This is a genomic window from Pseudomonas cichorii (genome assembly GCF_003700275.1).
Taxonomy (GTDB): Bacteria; Pseudomonadota; Gammaproteobacteria; order Pseudomonadales; family Pseudomonadaceae; genus Aquipseudomonas; species Aquipseudomonas cichorii_B.
Genome location: NZ_RBRE01000089.1, coordinates 24,496 through 40,236, shown reverse-complemented (window position 1 = coordinate 40,236; position 15,741 = coordinate 24,496). Strand labels below are relative to the sequence as shown.

Sequence of the window (15,741 nt, the reverse complement as noted above, 5' to 3'; positions counted from 1 at the left end):
GCGGCGTTTTTGTATCTCGAATCCGTATTAAGAAAATTCTCTGGCTAAGGTTGGAAGATGATGCGCAGCAAAGTGACGGGTGCCCAGCGCTGGGTCGTGAAGATCGGCAGCGCCCTGCTGACGGCGGATGGCAAGGGGCTTGATCGCTCGGCCATGGGTGTGTGGGTAGAGCAGATGGTGGCGCTGCATGAGGCAGGCGTCGAGCTGGTGCTGGTTTCTTCCGGGGCGGTCGCTGCCGGCATGAGTCGTCTGGGCTGGGCGGTGCGACCCAGTGCCATGCATGAGCTGCAGGCTGCTGCTGCCATCGGTCAGATGGGGTTGGTGCAGGCCTGGGAGTCCAGTTTTGCCGAGCATGACCGGCATACCGCGCAGATTCTTCTGACCCATGACGATCTGTCTGATCGCAAGCGTTACCTTAATGCGCGCAGCACTCTGCGCACGCTGGTCGAGCTGGGTGTCGTACCGGTCATCAACGAGAACGACACGGTTGTGACCGACGAAATCCGTTTTGGTGACAACGATACGCTGGCGGCGCTGGTGGCCAACCTGGTCGAGGCTGATCTGCTGGTCATTCTGACTGACCGGGATGGCATGTTCGATGCCGATCCGCGCAACAACCCGGACGCGCAGCTCATTTATGAAGCGCGTGCCGATGATCCGGCGCTGGATGCGGTTGCGGGTGGTACGGGCGGTGCCCTGGGGCGTGGTGGCATGCAGACCAAGCTGCGTGCGGCGCGTCTGGCGGCACGATCCGGTGCGCATACCGTGATCGTTGGCGGTCGTATCGAGCGAGTGCTGGCGCGCCTCAAGGCGGGCGAGCAGTTGGGTACGTTGCTATCGCCCGAGCGCGAAATGCTTGCTGCACGCAAACAGTGGCTGGCGGGTCATCTGCAGACTCGTGGCACTCTGGTGCTGGATGAGGGGGCTGTGGCTGCTCTGGTGCGTGATCACAAGAGCTTGCTGCCGGTTGGCGTAAAAGTGGTTCAGGGCAGCTTTCGTCGTGGCGAAATGGTTGTGTGCGTGGCGCCGGATGGTCGCGAAATCGCTCGCGGCCTGAGTAACTACAGTGCTATCGAGGCGCAGAAGATCATCGGTCAGTCGTCCGATGCCATTGTGCGTGAGCTTGGCTATATGGCCGAGCCTGAGCTTATTCATCGGGATAACCTGATTCTCGTCTGATTCGGGATCATCAAAAGGAAGGTTCGATGCGAGTCATGAAGGCTTTTCTGGCGGCGCTGCTGGTTGTTCCGGCGCTGGCCGCGGCTGAAGAGATTGGTCAGGTTTCGACGGTGTTCAAGTTTGTCGGTCCCAACGACCGGATTGTGGTCGAGGCCTTCGATGATCCCAAGGTCGAGGGTGTGACCTGTTATCTGTCTCGCGCCAAGACGGGCGGCGTGAAGGGCGGGTTGGGCCTTGCCGAGGATCGCGCCGAGGCTTCAATTGCCTGTCGCCAGGTCGGGCCGATTCGCTTCCAGCCGCCGCTCAAGGATGGCGAAGAGGTTTTCAAGGAGCGCACTTCGCTGGTCTTCAAGACCATGCAGGTGGTGCGTTTCCTGGATGAGAAGCGCAATACCCTGGTTTATCTGGTCTATAGCGACCGGATCATCGAGGGAAGTCCGCAGAATGCGGTGACGGCGATTCCTATCCTGCCGTGGCCGCACGCGACAACGCCTTGATGGGGTCTATGCAGGGGTGAATTCATTCGCGAATGAATTTTCTCCTGCACAAGGCATAAATTGCGGGCAATAAAAAACCGACCCTGGGGTCGGTTTTTTAACAAGCGCGTCGCTTACGCGGCAGCAGCAAGGCTCAGAGCCTTGATGTGACCGTTCAGGCGGCTTTTATGACGAGCAGCTTTGTTCTTGTGGATGATGCCTTTATCGGCCATACGGTCGATAACAGGAACAGCCAGAATGTAAGCAGCTTGCGCTTTTTCAGCGTCTTTTGTGTCGATGGCTTTGACTACATTCTTGATGTAGGTGCGAACCATGGAACGCAGGCTGGCGTTGTGGCTGCGACGCTTCTCAGCCTGTTTTGCACGTTTTTTGGCGGAAGGTGTGTTGGCCACCGTCGAGCTCCTCGAAAGACTTTTATGAAATAGCTAACAAAATAGGCCGCGAATCATGCCGATGAGTTTGTCGCTTGTCAAGGGCGGTTGAGGTGTTCCGCTGAGTGGTCGCGATATGATCCGGATATTTATTTCCGGCGTGCGACCTGTAAACTCGCGGACTTTGGCTTCGGGCTTTTTGCGGCGCGAAGTATCGCATAAATGGACGGCGTGAGCGCCTATCCTTTGGCCAGGACATAAAACTCTTTCAATGAATCTACTCAAGTCACTAGCCGCCGTCAGCTCTATCACCATGCTTTCCCGGGTTTTGGGCTTCATTCGGGATACCATCATTGCGCGCACATTCGGTGCCGGGATGGCGACGGATGCCTTTTTCATTGCCTTCAAACTGCCCAATCTGCTGCGCCGAATCTTTGCCGAAGGGGCCTTTTCCCAGGCTTTTGTGCCGATCCTGGCCGAATACAAGAGCCAGCATGGCGAGGAAGCGACCCGAACCTTTGTCGCCTACGTCACCGGCCTGCTCACGCTGGCGCTGGCATTTGTCACCTTGCTGGGCGTTGTCTTCGCGCCCTGGCTGATCTGGGCGACCGCGCCGGGTTTTGTCGACTCGCCGGAAAAATTTACCCTGACCGCCGATCTGCTGCGGGTGACCTTTCCTTATATATTGCTGATTTCGCTGTCATCGCTGGCGGGCGCGATCCTCAATACCTGGAACCGTTTTTCCGTGCCGGCGTTCGTGCCGACGCTGCTTAACGTCAGCATGATTTTCTTTGCCCTGTTCCTGACGCCTTATTTCGATCCGCCGGTCATGGCGCTGGGCTGGGCGGTACTGGCTGGTGGCTTGCTGCAGTTGCTGTATCAACTGCCGCACCTGAAAAAAATCGGCATGCTGGTCCTGCCGCGCCTCAACCTGCGCGATTCGGGTGTCTGGCGTGTGATGCGGCAGATGCTGCCTGCCATCCTTGGTGTTTCCGTCAGTCAGATATCCCTGATCATCAACACGATCTTTGCCTCGTTTCTCGTCGCCGGTTCAGTGTCGTGGATGTATTACGCCGACCGCTTGATGGAGCTGCCATCCGGTGTGCTGGGTGTGGCGCTGGGTACGATCCTGTTGCCGATCCTGTCGAAAACCTACGCCAGCAAGGATCGTCAGGAGTACTCGCGGATTCTCGACTGGGGGTTGCGCCTTTGCTTTGTATTGGTCTTGCCTTGTACGCTGGCGCTGGGTCTTTTGGCTGAGCCGTTGACCGTTTCCCTGTTTCAGTATGGCAAGTTCGATGCCTTGGACGCGGCCATGACCCAGCGTGCGCTGGTGGCGTATTCGGTGGGGTTGCTGGGGATCATTCTGATCAAGGTGCTGGCCCCCGGTTTTTATGCTCAGCAGAATATTCGTACGCCGGTGAAAATCGCGATCTTCACCCTTGTCGTTACCCAGTTGCTCAACCTGGCGTTTATCGTGCCGTTGCAGCATGCGGGCCTTGCCCTGGCGATCAGTGTCGGAGCGTGCATCAACGCCGGCCTGCTGTTCTGGCAACTGCGCAGGCAGGACCTGTTCCAGCCGCAACCTGGCTGGACGAAGTTCCTGTTCAAGCTGATGCTTGCCGTGGCGGTCATGTCGGGTGTGCTGTTGGGGTTGATGCAGGTAATGCCGGTCTGGAGCGAGGGCCAGATGCTGGAGCGTTTCGTGCGTCTGGGTGCGCTGGTCGTTGCGGGTGTGGTGGTCTATTTCGGCATGTTGCTGTTACTGGGGTTTCGTCTGCGGGATTTCGCCCGCAAGGCAATCATGTAGGTGTGGTTTGACGTGGCAGCTGTCGGTTTTTCGCATTGCGGCCCGACAACTGTTGTCTGGTCTTGGCGTGCGCCTGTCGTCCGCGGCCGTGTGTGGTTATAATCGGCCACTTTATGAGCAAGAAGTGCGTTATGCAGCTGGTTAGAGGCCTACACAACCTGCGCCCCCAGCATCGGGGCTGCGTCGCCACGATTGGCAATTTTGACGGTGTTCACCGCGGCCATCAGGCTATCCTGAAGCGTCTGCGGGAACGCGCTGTCGAGTTGGGCGTGCCCAGTTGCGTGGTTATTTTCGAGCCGCAGCCACGGGAATTCTTTGCTCCCGAGACGGCACCGGCACGGCTGGCCCGCTTGCGTGACAAGCTTGAGCTGTTGAGCGCCGAGGGTGTTGACCGGGTCTTGTGCCTGTCCTTCAACCAGCGTCTGAGCCAATTGAGTGCCGCCAGTTTCGTCGAGACAATCCTGATCGACGGGTTGGGAGTGCAGCATCTTGAGGTGGGCGACGATTTCCGTTTCGGTTGCGACCGCATCGGCGACTTCGACTTCCTGCAACAAGCCGGTAATGCCCATGGCTTTACCGTAGAAGCGGCGCAGACCGTTGAGATAGATGGTATCCGGGTCAGCAGCACCAAGGTGCGTAATGCCCTGGCTGCCTCGGACTTTGCCCTGGCCGAGCGTTTGCTCGGTCGCCCGTTCCAGATTACCGGACGGGTTCTGCATGGCCAGAAGCTGGCACGCCAGTTGGGTACGCCCACGGCCAATGTGCAACTCAAGCGTCGTCGTGTGCCGTTGAGCGGGGTTTACCTGGTCAGCACCAGCATCGATGGCAAGGCCTGGCCGGGGGTCGCCAATATCGGCGTGCGTCCGACCGTGGCAGGTGATGGCAGTGCCCACCTTGAGGTACATCTTCTGGATTTTGCCGGTGATATCTATGGCCGGCGTTTGACGGTGGCTTTCCACCACAAGCTGCGTGATGAGCAGCGTTTTGCCTCACTGGAGGCGCTCAAGACGGCGATCAATGCGGACGTCGCCGCCGCCCGTGCCCACTGGCATGGTCAACCGCTAACCAAGAGCCTGAAATGACCGATTATAAAGCCACGCTAAACCTTCCGGACACCGCCTTCCCGATGAAGGCCGGCCTGCCCCAGCGCGAGCCGCAAACTCTGCAGCGCTGGGACAGCATTGGCCTGTACCAGAAGCTGCGCGAAATTGGCAAGGATCGTCCAAAGTTCGTCCTGCACGACGGTCCTCCCTATGCCAACGGCAATATTCACATCGGTCACGCCGTAAACAAGATCCTCAAGGACATGATCGTGCGCTCCAAGACCCTGTCGGGCTTCGATGCGCCTTATGTTCCGGGCTGGGACTGCCATGGCCTGCCGATCGAGCATAAAGTCGAGGTCACCCACGGCAAGAACCTGTCCGCCGACAAGACCCGCGAGCTGTGCCGTGCCTATGCTGCCGAGCAGGTCGAGGGCCAGAAGTCCGAGTTCATCCGTCTGGGTGTGCTGGGGGACTGGGACAATCCATACCTGACCATGAACTTCGCCAACGAAGCCGGGGAAATCCGTGCGCTGGCCGAAATGGTCAAGGGCGGCTTCGTGTTCAAGGGCCTAAAGCCGGTGAACTGGTGCTTCGATTGCGGTTCGGCCCTGGCTGAAGCGGAAGTCGAATATCAGGACAAGAAGTCGCCAACCATCGATGTCGCCTTCCCGGTCGCCGACGAGGCGAAACTGGCCGAGGCTTTCGGTCTGGCTTCGCTGCCGAAACCTGCGGCCATCGTGATCTGGACCACTACCCCGTGGACCATCCCGGCCAACCAGGCGCTTAACGTCCATCCGGAGTTCACCTACGCGCTGGTCGATGTGGGTGACAGGCTGCTGGTCCTGGCTGAAGAGCTGGTCGAGTCGTGCCTGGCGCGTTACAAGCTCGAAGGCTCGGTCATCGCCACGACGGTTGGCCAGACGCTGGAACTGATCAACTTCCGTCATCCGTTCTACGACCGTCTGTCGCCGCTTTATGTGGCCGGATACGTCGAGCTGAGCGCTGGCACGGGCGTGGTCCACAGCGCCCCGGCCTACGGCATGGACGACTTCAATATCTGCAAGCAGTACGGGATGAGCAACGATGACATCCTAAGCCCGGTGCAGAGCAACGGCGTGTATGTCGAGTCGCTGGAGTTCTTTGGTGGCCAGTTCATCTTCAAGGCCAATCAGGGAATCATCGACAAGCTGGCTGAAGTCGGCAACCTGATGCACACCGAAACCATCACCCACAGCTACATGCACTGCTGGCGCCACAAATCGCCGCTGGTCTACCGCGCCACTGCGCAATGGTTCGTCGGCATGGACAAGCAGCCAGTGGCTGGTGCAACCCTGCGTGATCGTGCGATCAAGGCCATCGAAGACACCCGGTTCGTTCCGGCCTGGGGTCAGGCGCGTCTGCACTCCATGATCGTCAACCGTCCTGACTGGTGCATCTCCCGTCAGCGTAACTGGGGCGTGCCGATCCCGTTCTTCCTGCACAAGGAAAGCGGCGAGTTGCACCCACGTACCGTCGAACTGATGGAAGAAGTGGCCCAGCGCGTCGAGAAAGAGGGCATCGAAGCCTGGTTCAGGCTGGACGCTGCCGAGCTGCTGGGCGATGAAGCGCCGAAATACGACAAGATCTCCGACACCCTGGACGTCTGGTTCGACTCCGGCACCACTCACTGGCACGTATTGCGCGGTTCGCACCCGATGGGCCACGAAACCGGCCCGCGTGCGGACCTGTATCTGGAAGGCTCCGACCAGCACCGCGGCTGGTTCCATTCCTCGCTGCTGACTGGCTGTGCCATCGACGACAACGCGCCATACCGCGAACTGTTGACTCACGGTTTTACCGTCGACGAAAACGGCCGCAAGATGTCCAAGTCGCTGGGTAACGTCATCGCGCCGCAGAAGGTCAACGACACCCTGGGCGCCGACATCATGCGCCTGTGGGTTTCGGCCACCGACTATTCGGGTGAAATGGCCGTTTCCGAGCAGATCCTGCAGCGCAGCGCCGATGCCTATCGCCGGATCCGCAACACTGCACGCTTCCTGCTTTCCAACCTGTCCGGTTTCAACCCGGCCACCGACCTGCTGCCTGCTGAAGACATGCTGGCGCTGGATCGCTGGGCTGTGGACCGCACCTTGCTGCTGCAGCGCGAGTTGCAAGAGCACTACGGTGAATACCGCTTCTGGAACGTCTACTCGAAGATCCACAACTTCTGCGTGCAGGAGCTGGGCGGCTTCTATCTGGACATCATCAAGGACCGTCAGTACACCACGGCCCCTGACAGCAAGGCGCGTCGCTCGTGCCAGACGGCGCTGTTCCACATCTCCGAAGCGCTGGTGCGCTGGATCGCTCCGATCCTGGCCTTCACCGCCGACGAGCTGTGGCAGTTCCTGCCGGGCGAGCGCAACGAGTCCGTGATGCTCAACACCTGGTACGAAGGCCTGAGCGAAATGCCCGAGGGCTTCGAGCTGGACCGCGCCTATTGGGAACGGATCATGGCGGTCAAGACTTCGGTCAACAAGGAAATGGAAAACCTGCGCGCAGCCAAGGCGATTGGCGGCAACCTGCAGGCCGAAGTGACCTTGTACGCCGAAGATTCGCTGGTTGCCGACCTGTCGAAGCTCAGTAATGAACTGCGCTTCGTGTTGATCACTTCCACGGCCAGTGTCGCGCCTCTGTTGTCGGCACCAGCCGATGCGGTGGTGACCGAGGTTGCAGGCCTGAAGCTGAAAGTGGTCAAGTCCGGCCACGCCAAGTGTGCCCGTTGCTGGCATCACCGTGAAGACGTTGGCGTGAACCCTGAGCATCCTGAAATCTGTGGTCGCTGCGTGGATAACATCAGCGGCGCGGGCGAGGTTCGTCACTATGCCTAATTCAGGCGCTACAGGCCGTTTCGGTCGTTTGAGCTGGTTGTGGTTGAGCCTGCTGGTTCTGGTCATCGACCAGGCCAGCAAGTATTACTTCGAGAACTCGCTGAGCCTGTACCAACAGATCATCGTGATTCCGGATTACTTCAGCTGGACTCTTGCCTACAACACAGGCGCAGCCTTCAGCTTCCTGGCTGACGGCGCAGGCTGGCAGCGCTGGCTGTTCGCCCTGATCGCGATTGGCGTCAGTGCGGTGCTGGTGGTGTGGCTCAAGCGTCTTGGTCGCGATGACACCTGGCTGGCGATTGCCCTGGCACTGGTCCTGGGCGGCGCGCTGGGTAACCTTTATGACCGTGTCGTGCTGGGTCACGTCATCGACTTCATTCTGGTGCACTGGCAGAACCGTTGGTACTTCCCGGCTTTCAATGTGGCCGACAGTGCGATTACTGTAGGCGCAATCATGCTGGCGCTGGATATGTTCAAGAGCAAGAAAGAGGGGGAGCCTGTTCATGACTGAACTGCGCATCGGCCAGAATACCGAAGTCACTCTGCATTTTGCCTTGCACCTGGAAAACGGCGATACGGTGGACAGCACCTTTGAAAAGGCTCCGGCCACGTTCAAGGTGGGTGATGGCAACCTGTTGCCCGGTTTTGAAGCTGCTATCTTCGGCTTCAAGGCAGGAGACCGCAAAACCGTCCAGATTCCGCCGGAAAACGCTTTTGGTCAGCCCAACCCGCAAAACGTGCAGATCATTCCGCGTTCGCAGTTCCAGGATATGGAACTGTCCGAAGGATTGCTGGTGATCTTCAACGATGCGGCCAATACTGAACTACCGGGCGTGGTGAAGAAGTTCGATGATGAGCAGGTCACCATCGATTTCAATCATCCCCTGGCTGGCAAGACACTGAACTTTGAAGTGCAAATCTTCGAGGTCAAGGCGATCCTGGCTTCCTGAGCCAGGCATCAGGCCCGGCTCCGGCCGGGCTGTTCCGCACGTGAATACGAGGCACAGCATGCAAATCAAACTCGCCAACCCCCGTGGCTTCTGCGCCGGTGTGGATCGCGCGATCGAAATCGTCAATCGCGCCCTGGAAGTGTTTGGTCCGCCGATCTACGTGCGTCATGAAGTCGTTCACAACAAATTTGTCGTCGAAGACCTGCGCGCTCGTGGCGCGATCTTCGTCGAAGAGCTGGATCAGGTGCCGGATGACGTGATCGTCATCTTCAGTGCCCACGGTGTTTCCCAGGCGGTGCGTGCCGAAGCGGCAGGCCGTGGCCTGAAAGTCTTCGATGCAACCTGCCCGCTGGTGACCAAGGTGCATATCGAAGTGGCCCGCTACAGCCGTGATGGCCGCGAATGCATCCTCATCGGTCATGAAGGCCACCCGGAAGTCGAAGGCACCATGGGCCAGTACGACGCCAGTAATGGCGGTGCGATTTACCTGGTGGAAGACGAGGAAGATGTCGCCAACCTGCAGGTGCGCAATCCGGATGCCCTGGCTTTCGTCACCCAGACCACCTTGTCGATGGACGATACCAGTCGGGTGATCGATGCTTTGCGTTCGCGTTTCCCGGCTATCGGCGGGCCGCGCAAGGACGATATCTGCTACGCCACGCAAAACCGTCAGGATGCGGTCAAGCAATTGGCCGATGAGTGCGATGTGGTGTTGGTGGTGGGCAGCCCGAACAGCTCCAACTCCAACCGCCTGCGCGAGCTGGCCGAGCGCATGTCGACCCCGGCCTATCTGATCGACGGAGCCGAGGACATGCAGCGCAGTTGGTTCGACGGTATTGAGCGCATTGGCATCACTGCCGGTGCGTCGGCGCCGGAAGTGCTGGTACGCGGCGTGATTCAGCAGTTGCAGGCCTGGGGCGCGACCGGCGCGGATGAGCTTTCCGGCCGCGAAGAGAACATCACGTTCTCGGTTCCCAAGGAGTTGCGCGTCAAGTCTGTGCTTTGAAGGCGGCTCAGGAACAGATATCTGTCGTTATCTTGTCATCGTCGATCCGGACTCTGCCGGTAATGGCCACAATCACCCGATAGTGGCTGACCGGCTCGGTTCTGGCGCAAATGTTCAAGGTGCCGTTGGCGGTCTTTCTCAGGCCGCCAAGGCCTGTGAAACTGATGTGCTCTGCGACCTTGCTGTTGCCCACAATCCGCGTTTTTCCATCAATGGCCCGCTCGACCAGTACCGTATCGCTGTCATCCGGGCCGTTGCCTTTCAGGTCGGAGATAATCCGCCAACCGTTGCTCCAGTCACCTTCTATGGCATGAATGGTCACCACCTGATTGCGGGTGATGGCTGCAACCCGTGCCGAGCGTATGCCGCTGGCGAGTTCCTGTGCGGCAGCAAGCCTGCGGTTGGCATCGATCAGTTCGCCCAGTGCCGGACTGGCGACATTGGCAAGAATGGCTACAAGTGCCACCACGATCAGTAGCTCGACTAACGTAAATCCAGCATGCTTCATTGTTTTTTCCTCCCTGAAGAACCTTGTTCCAAACGCCATCCGGGCATTCGTCATCGCAAAACAACCGTATATCCTGCTGGATATTTTCAGGCATCGCTGCTGCCTTATAGTCGTAACGTCTAGGAGACACCCAATGCGTTATATGTCCAAGGGCTTCAGCCTCATAGAATTGTTAGTCACTGTGTCCTTGATCGGCGTCGTGGCCGCTATTGCCGTGCCGAGCTTCACCAGCACGATCCAGAACAACAAGGTGGATACCGAGCTCAACGATTTGCAGCGGGCGCTCAACTATGCACGTCTGGAGGCGATAAACCGGGGTGTGACAGTACGTATTGCGCCTACCAGCGGTACTGCGTGGAACACCGAGTTGCGGGTCTATCTGGCTTCCGATACGGGGTCTTCCCCGACGGTACTGCGTACGGTCTCGGCGATGAGCAGTGGGGGTACTTTGACGGCGACTGACGTGACAGGCATTGAATTCAACAATCTGGGCGGTCTTGCGACTCCAGCGTCTGCGGTGGCCATGACCTATACGCGGGGTTCGGTTACCAAGACCATGAATATCTGTTTGACGGGCCGAATCATTCTGGGTGGAAGTTGCTGATGCTTGATGGAACCCGCTATCGCCAGACCGGCATGACATTGATCGAGGTGCTGGTTTCGGTCCTGATACTCGCCATTGGGCTGCTAGGCGCTGCGGCGATCCAGCTCAATGCCCTCAGGTACACCGACAGTTCTACCATGACCAGTCAGGCGAGCTTCATTGCCTACGACATGATGGATCGCATCCGCGCGAACGTGGATGGTAATGCGGTTGCCAACGGTACAACCAATGTACTGGCGACTTACGCGCTGGCGAATCTGACGGCGGCTCCTGCAGCGAATCTGAACAGGGCCCGGGATCAGGACCTTTATGATTTCAAGACCAACATCACCAGTTTTGCAGGCTCGACCGCGACCGGCAGTATCGATGTCAGTGCACCTCCGTCCGTCACCATCACCATTTCCTGGGACGATACCCGCGCCGCCGGAGCCAGCGCCGTGGCTTCCGGCAATGCTGCTGCAAGCAGCAACATGCAAACCTTCACCCTGACCTCACGGATCGGAGTGAACCCATGAAAAGATCTTCCAGAGGTTTTGGCCTGATTGAAATCATGGTGGCCCTGGTGCTGGGGCTGGTGGTCAGCATGGGCATCATCCAGATATTCACAGCCTCCAGAGGCACGTTCCTGACCCAGAATGCTGCAGCCCGCATGCAGGAGGATGCGCGCTTCGTGCTGAGCAAGCTGATGCAGGAACTGCGCATGACGGGCATGTATGGCTGTCTGAGTTTCAGCAACTATGTGCCCGTATCTCCGGCCATTCCATGGCCTGCCGCACTCGACAATCCGATCCTGTGGGATAACGCCAACAATACCTTGACCCTGGTGACCTCCGACATCGGCACCACCGGCAGTTCTCCGACCTGGACCATTGTTTCCGACTGTCAGATCACAACGCAGCTCTACGCTGGCGCGAAAGCTCCGGCCGCAGGGCAGACGGCATTCCCGATGCGTCAACTGGTCTACACCCTCACCGGCAAGAACCTGACGGTCAAGTTTGGTACCGGCGGGACTGCGCAGCCGCTGCTGCAAAACGTCAGTGCTTTTGCGGTTTCCTTTGGCATGGCGGGCAGCCCCTTGTCCTATACCAGCACTATTACCGCTGCCAACGCTGCCGATATACGCAGTGTGCGGATCGGCCTGACTCTCGAAGACCCGGACGGGCGGGTCAGGCCCCAGCAATACAACGTGGTTGCCTACCTGCGTAATCGTTTTTGAAAGGGCCGTATGCAATGAAGACAAAGCGGTTTTGCAGCATGCCGACATTCCCGGTCCGACAAGGCGGAATGGTGTTGCTGGTCAGTCTGGTATTTCTTTTGCTCCTGACCTTGCTGGGGATTTCCTCCATGCAGAACGCCACTTTGCAGGAAAAGATGGCGGGCAGCGTTGCGGTGCGTAACCAGTCCTTCCAGAAGGCTGAAGCCGCATTGCGGCTTGGCGAGTCGGCCATTCAGGTGGTGGGCTTCACTTCAACCAAATGCACCAATAACACGACCTGCGCCCCTCCAGCGGAATCCACCACCCTTACTGCGGCTGGCACCAATGGCACATCCGGTGTGAGCTGGGTTGCAGTGTCTGGCGGTTTTTATGGCATTCAGAACCTGGGAACCACCGCAACCCCCATAAAACGCCCACCCACCTGTACCGGTAGCGTCACGCTTTACCGTGTCACGTCAGTGGCTATTCAAGGCACTTCGAGAACCGTGCTGGAGAGTATTTATGCCAATTGCTAAGGCGCTTCGTGGTGGTTTGAAGTATGTATACGGTGCCTTGGCGGGGCTTTATCTGGCTGCACCGGTTTATGCGTTTACTCCAGCGCAGGTGCCGTTGTTGAGTGCTTCTGCCGTCACGCCCAATGTCATGCTGCAAGTGGATAACTCCGGCAGTATGGATACGATCATTTTTGATTCGGGGTTTAATGCGTCGGCTTCATGGCCCGTTATTAATGAGTCTCAGTCCAACTGTTTTCTCTTCTTTTGTGGTACTTATTCAAGAGGAACACAAATCAATACTGGGCCGTCTGATTATGTGACGGTAGGTAGTTTGAGTACGGACGGTTGTAATAGCGGGTATGGTTTTTACAGAAGCACTACTTTGGTAACCTGCATATCGTTACCTGATCCAGCGAGGTCTGGGAATACACGTTATCCAGGCGCTTATCTGTCTTATCTTGTGTCGCAAGTCAATGCTGGTAGAAGTGTGGCAAATATACCTACTGAAAGCCGTTTGACGTCTGCCATTTCTGTAGCATTGGGACTGGTCGATGCCAACCGGTCATTGCGCATCGGGCTGGCGACTTACAATCCGCCCAACAGTAACGATCCAGGACCTGGGGGCAATATCAAGCAGCCGATAGCCGACTTGTCGCCTGTCCCGGCTACGACCTACCAGCCAGGCGTGACTCAGGCGGTTGCCGATACCAACTACAGGAATCTTCGCGCTGCAATTTCGGCACTGACTGCAGAGGCCAATACTCCGCTTGCCGAAACCTATTATCAGGTCACCCGCTATTTTCGGGGGCTGACGCCTTTTCCGTCATACACCAACTCTCCCAGGACCTTTACAAGTCCGATTCAATACCGTTGCCAGAAGAACTACGGCGTAGTATTGACGGATGGTTTGCCCACTTATGACGAGATGGAAAAAATCAGCGATATCGATGATACAAATAACAGATTGCCTAACTGGGATGGTAACAATAACGATGGTCCCAAGGTCAATCCAAGGAATGAAGGGGATACGCTCTATCTGGATGATGTCGCCAAGTTTGCCTATGACATTGATATGCGCACAGACGCCACTTCCTCCAGTGGTGATTTGACCGGTAAAAGTTGGGATAATGCCGGGTTCCAGATTCAGAATATGAGCACATACACCATTGGTTTTACGCTTGATAACCAGATGCTCATTGATGCGGCTAACGATAGTCATGGTCATGGCAAATATTACCAGGCTAATGACAGTGCTGGTTTGAATACGGCGTTCAACCTTGCCTTGAGCGATATCTACGCCAAGGCGGGCTCCGGTGGCGGTGGCGTATCAAGTTCTTCAACGCTCGAGGCCGGTACCCAGTTTTATCAGACGCTTTATGACCCCACCGACTGGCATGGCACGATCAAGGCCTTTGAGCTCAACGCTACGACCGGAGTAGTGGGTAACCAGGTATGGACTACGGATACCACGATTATCAGCGGTTCTACCGCACCTGTTTTCGAGTCCTGGAATACGGGGAGCACGGGTGTTGCTCCCGCACGAATCACCCTGGATTTCGCTAACTTCAGTCCGGCACAACAGCTCGCATTCACTGCGACCTTGCCTACAGGCGTGACGGCGCTGGAGGTTATCGCCTGGTCCAAAGGAAATGCGAATGCCAAACTTCGTACGCGTACGCGGCTTTTGGGCGATGTGATCAACTCCACGCTAGGGGCGGGGTTGCCCACCGAAAAGACGGCGACTGATCTGGTGGGGGACAACAGTTACATCAGCTATCTGGCCGATAAGGCCAGCAGTATGAGCTATAGCCTGCTGGCCAATGCCAATGATGGTTTCTTCAATGTTATCAATGCCAGGAGCGGCGCAAGGCGCTATGCCTACATGCCATCTACCGCATTGAACGCCCAGGCGACCATATCTGCTGCCAACTATGGTTCAGGAGCTCACAGGTTCACGGTCGATGGCCAGATCGGTGTATTCGATACCCAGGCAGGCTCGAACTCGAGATGGCGCACTGTCGCGTTCTCGGGACTCGGCGCTGGCGGCAAGGCGTTTTTCGCAATCAAGCTTTTTGAAGGACCGAGTAACAATACTGTGGAGGCCCTGTGGGAAGTCAAGGCCCCCGACACCTCGGATACCAATAACCGTTTCAATAACCTGGGTTATAGCTATTCCAAGCCTGATGTGGCACGTATGGCCAATGGCACCAATATTGTTGTGGTAGGCAATGGTTATGGCAGTTTTACCGGCAGGGCTTCTCTGTTTGTACTCAATGCCAATACGGGAGAGTTTATTGCAGAAATTCCTACCCCCGTCATCGGTAATGAAACGGACAATGGTCTGTCCTCGGTCAAACTTCGGGTCAATTCGCAGAATATCGTTCAGGCTGCCTATGCAGGCGATCTAAAGGGACGTCTCTGGAAGTTCGACATGAGTGGTGGTGCGGCTTCCAGCTGGAGGGTTGCATTCAATGGTTCGCCCTTGTTCACTGCGCCAAGAGGTGCGAATCAGCCCATTACGGTCCAGCCGTTGCTGCTAGACCACCCGAACCAGAATAGCGGCAAGCTTGTGTATTTCGGTACCGGGAAATTCAGTGAAGCGACCGACAAACAGACCAGCGCACTGCAGGATTTCTACGCCATCTGGGATAATGAGACAGGCAATATCGTAGAGAGCAACCTGCAGGCGCAGGCGATCAATGGCTCCGTTACCAGTAATGGCAGGACCTATTTCACCTCTACCCGTAATGATGTGGACTGGCTCGTCAAAAAGGGCTGGTATCTGCCGTTGGCAACTGCGGCCCCTTATCTTGGGGAGCGGATCATCTATCCGGCACAGACTTCGCGTGGTCGTATCATTTTCACGACGGCTTCAGTGAACTCTACTGATCCCTGTGAAAGTACTGGTACGGGTCGTGTGTTCGAGCTTGATCCAGCCACGGGCAGCATGCTCAATTATCAAGTGCTCGACACCAATGGCGACAACGATATCAACAGCTCCGACATGTTCGTTGCCGGGCTTGGTATCGGGACGGGGATTCCGGTGGTTGCCTCCATCGTGGCCGGTACCAACGGCAACAACGACAACAAGTACGTGATCGACTCCAGTGGCGGTGCACCGATCAGGTTGCTTGAGAAAGGCGGAAGTGCCAACGTCTTCCAGCGCATCATGTGGCGACAAATCCAGTAGGGAAGG

At 57.3% G+C, this 15,741-nt stretch carries 15 protein-coding genes; 13 read left to right on the top strand and 2 right to left on the bottom strand.

The window, feature by feature from the left end:
• Window positions 1–60: 60 nt before the first annotated feature.
• Entirely contained in the window at window positions 61–1,179 is a 1,119-nt protein-coding gene (gene proB, locus ALQ04_RS23370; RefSeq protein ID WP_122318090.1) for a glutamate 5-kinase, read from the top strand.
• A gap of 26 nt (window positions 1,180–1,205) precedes the next feature.
• Window positions 1,206–1,676 (top strand): CreA family protein, encoded by a 471-nt coding sequence (locus ALQ04_RS23365; protein WP_122318089.1) that lies wholly within the window; start codon window positions 1,206–1,208, stop codon window positions 1,674–1,676.
• 113 nt (window positions 1,677–1,789) lie between these two features.
• Here the strand turns inward: ALQ04_RS23365 and rpsT are convergent, their stop codons facing one another.
• Window positions 1,790–2,068 (bottom strand): 30S ribosomal protein S20, encoded by a 279-nt coding sequence (gene rpsT, locus ALQ04_RS23360; protein WP_122318088.1) that lies wholly within the window; start codon window positions 2,066–2,068, stop codon window positions 1,790–1,792.
• A gap of 250 nt (window positions 2,069–2,318) precedes the next feature.
• On the opposite strand from rpsT, the gene murJ reads away from it, so the two are divergent.
• The 6 genes from murJ (at window position 2,319) to ispH (ending at window position 9,723) form a co-directional block, all read left to right on the top strand.
• Window positions 2,319–3,857, top strand: coding sequence for a murein biosynthesis integral membrane protein MurJ (gene murJ / locus ALQ04_RS23355; protein WP_122318087.1), 1,539 nt, complete (start codon window positions 2,319–2,321; stop codon window positions 3,855–3,857).
• A 131-nt stretch (window positions 3,858–3,988) separates the two neighbouring features.
• Window positions 3,989–4,939, top strand: coding sequence for a bifunctional riboflavin kinase/FAD synthetase (gene ribF / locus ALQ04_RS23350; RefSeq protein WP_122318086.1), 951 nt, complete (start codon window positions 3,989–3,991; stop codon window positions 4,937–4,939).
• Window positions 4,936–7,767, top strand: coding sequence for an isoleucine--tRNA ligase (gene ileS / locus ALQ04_RS23345; RefSeq protein ID WP_122318085.1), 2,832 nt, complete (start codon window positions 4,936–4,938; stop codon window positions 7,765–7,767). The genes ribF and ileS overlap by 4 nt, the downstream gene beginning before the upstream one ends.
• Window positions 7,760–8,278: a signal peptidase II gene (lspA, locus tag ALQ04_RS23340; RefSeq protein WP_122318084.1), complete on the top strand. Its 519-nt coding sequence runs from the start codon at window positions 7,760–7,762 to the stop codon at window positions 8,276–8,278. Before ileS ends, lspA begins: the two co-directional genes overlap by 8 nt.
• Window positions 8,271–8,717 (top strand): peptidylprolyl isomerase, encoded by a 447-nt coding sequence (locus tag ALQ04_RS23335; protein WP_122318083.1) that lies wholly within the window; start codon window positions 8,271–8,273, stop codon window positions 8,715–8,717. Before lspA ends, ALQ04_RS23335 begins: the two co-directional genes overlap by 8 nt.
• A gap of 58 nt (window positions 8,718–8,775) precedes the next feature.
• Window positions 8,776–9,723: a 4-hydroxy-3-methylbut-2-enyl diphosphate reductase gene (gene ispH, locus ALQ04_RS23330; RefSeq protein WP_122318082.1), complete on the top strand. Its 948-nt coding sequence runs from the start codon at window positions 8,776–8,778 to the stop codon at window positions 9,721–9,723.
• 7 nt (window positions 9,724–9,730) lie between these two features.
• Here ispH and ALQ04_RS23325 read toward each other — a convergent pair whose 3' ends face one another.
• Window positions 9,731–10,231, bottom strand: coding sequence for a GspH/FimT family pseudopilin (locus ALQ04_RS23325; RefSeq protein WP_122318081.1), 501 nt, complete (start codon window positions 10,229–10,231; stop codon window positions 9,731–9,733).
• 133 nt (window positions 10,232–10,364) lie between these two features.
• Here ALQ04_RS23325 and ALQ04_RS23320 point away from each other — a divergent pair, with 133 nt between their 5' ends.
• Genes ALQ04_RS23320 through ALQ04_RS23300 form a run of 5 tightly spaced genes read left to right on the top strand, consistent with a single transcriptional unit; the run spans window position 10,365 to window position 15,735 of the window.
• Entirely contained in the window at window positions 10,365–10,835 is a 471-nt protein-coding gene (locus ALQ04_RS23320; protein WP_122318080.1) for a GspH/FimT family pseudopilin, read from the top strand.
• Window positions 10,835–11,350, top strand: a complete 516-nt coding sequence (pilV, locus tag ALQ04_RS23315) for a type IV pilus modification protein PilV (RefSeq protein ID WP_122318079.1) — start codon at window positions 10,835–10,837, stop codon at window positions 11,348–11,350. Before ALQ04_RS23320 ends, pilV begins: the two co-directional genes overlap by 1 nt.
• A complete protein-coding gene (locus ALQ04_RS23310; RefSeq protein WP_122318078.1) occupies window positions 11,347–12,051 on the top strand; it encodes a PilW family protein in 705 nt (234 codons plus the stop codon). Before pilV ends, ALQ04_RS23310 begins: the two co-directional genes overlap by 4 nt.
• 14 nt (window positions 12,052–12,065) lie before the next feature.
• Window positions 12,066–12,566, top strand: coding sequence for a PilX N-terminal domain-containing pilus assembly protein (locus tag ALQ04_RS23305; RefSeq protein ID WP_259645080.1), 501 nt, complete (start codon window positions 12,066–12,068; stop codon window positions 12,564–12,566).
• Complete coding sequence (locus ALQ04_RS23300) at window positions 12,553–15,735, top strand: pilus assembly protein (RefSeq protein ID WP_122318076.1); 3,183 nt, start codon at window positions 12,553–12,555, stop codon at window positions 15,733–15,735. The genes ALQ04_RS23305 and ALQ04_RS23300 overlap by 14 nt, the downstream gene beginning before the upstream one ends.
• Window positions 15,736–15,741 lie beyond the last annotated feature (6 nt).

Coding starts and splice junctions, on each gene's coding strand:
- proB (WP_122318090.1), top strand. CDS start 61: ATGCGCAGCAAAGTGACGGGTGCCCAGCGCTGGGTCGTGAAGATCGGC.
- ALQ04_RS23365 (WP_122318089.1), top strand. CDS start 1,206: ATGCGAGTCATGAAGGCTTTTCTGGCGGCGCTGCTGGTTGTTCCGGCG.
- murJ (WP_122318087.1), top strand. CDS start 2,319: ATGAATCTACTCAAGTCACTAGCCGCCGTCAGCTCTATCACCATGCTT.
- ribF (WP_122318086.1), top strand. CDS start 3,989: ATGCAGCTGGTTAGAGGCCTACACAACCTGCGCCCCCAGCATCGGGGC.
- ileS (WP_122318085.1), top strand. CDS start 4,936: ATGACCGATTATAAAGCCACGCTAAACCTTCCGGACACCGCCTTCCCG.
- lspA (WP_122318084.1), top strand. CDS start 7,760: ATGCCTAATTCAGGCGCTACAGGCCGTTTCGGTCGTTTGAGCTGGTTG.
- ALQ04_RS23335 (WP_122318083.1), top strand. CDS start 8,271: ATGACTGAACTGCGCATCGGCCAGAATACCGAAGTCACTCTGCATTTT.
- ispH (WP_122318082.1), top strand. CDS start 8,776: ATGCAAATCAAACTCGCCAACCCCCGTGGCTTCTGCGCCGGTGTGGAT.
- ALQ04_RS23325 (WP_122318081.1), bottom strand. CDS start 10,231: ATGAAGCATGCTGGATTTACGTTAGTCGAGCTACTGATCGTGGTGGCA.
- ALQ04_RS23320 (WP_122318080.1), top strand. CDS start 10,365: ATGCGTTATATGTCCAAGGGCTTCAGCCTCATAGAATTGTTAGTCACT.
- pilV (WP_122318079.1), top strand. CDS start 10,835: ATGCTTGATGGAACCCGCTATCGCCAGACCGGCATGACATTGATCGAG.
- ALQ04_RS23310 (WP_122318078.1), top strand. CDS start 11,347: ATGAAAAGATCTTCCAGAGGTTTTGGCCTGATTGAAATCATGGTGGCC.
- ALQ04_RS23305 (WP_259645080.1), top strand. CDS start 12,066: ATGAAGACAAAGCGGTTTTGCAGCATGCCGACATTCCCGGTCCGACAA.
- ALQ04_RS23300 (WP_122318076.1), top strand. CDS start 12,553: ATGCCAATTGCTAAGGCGCTTCGTGGTGGTTTGAAGTATGTATACGGT.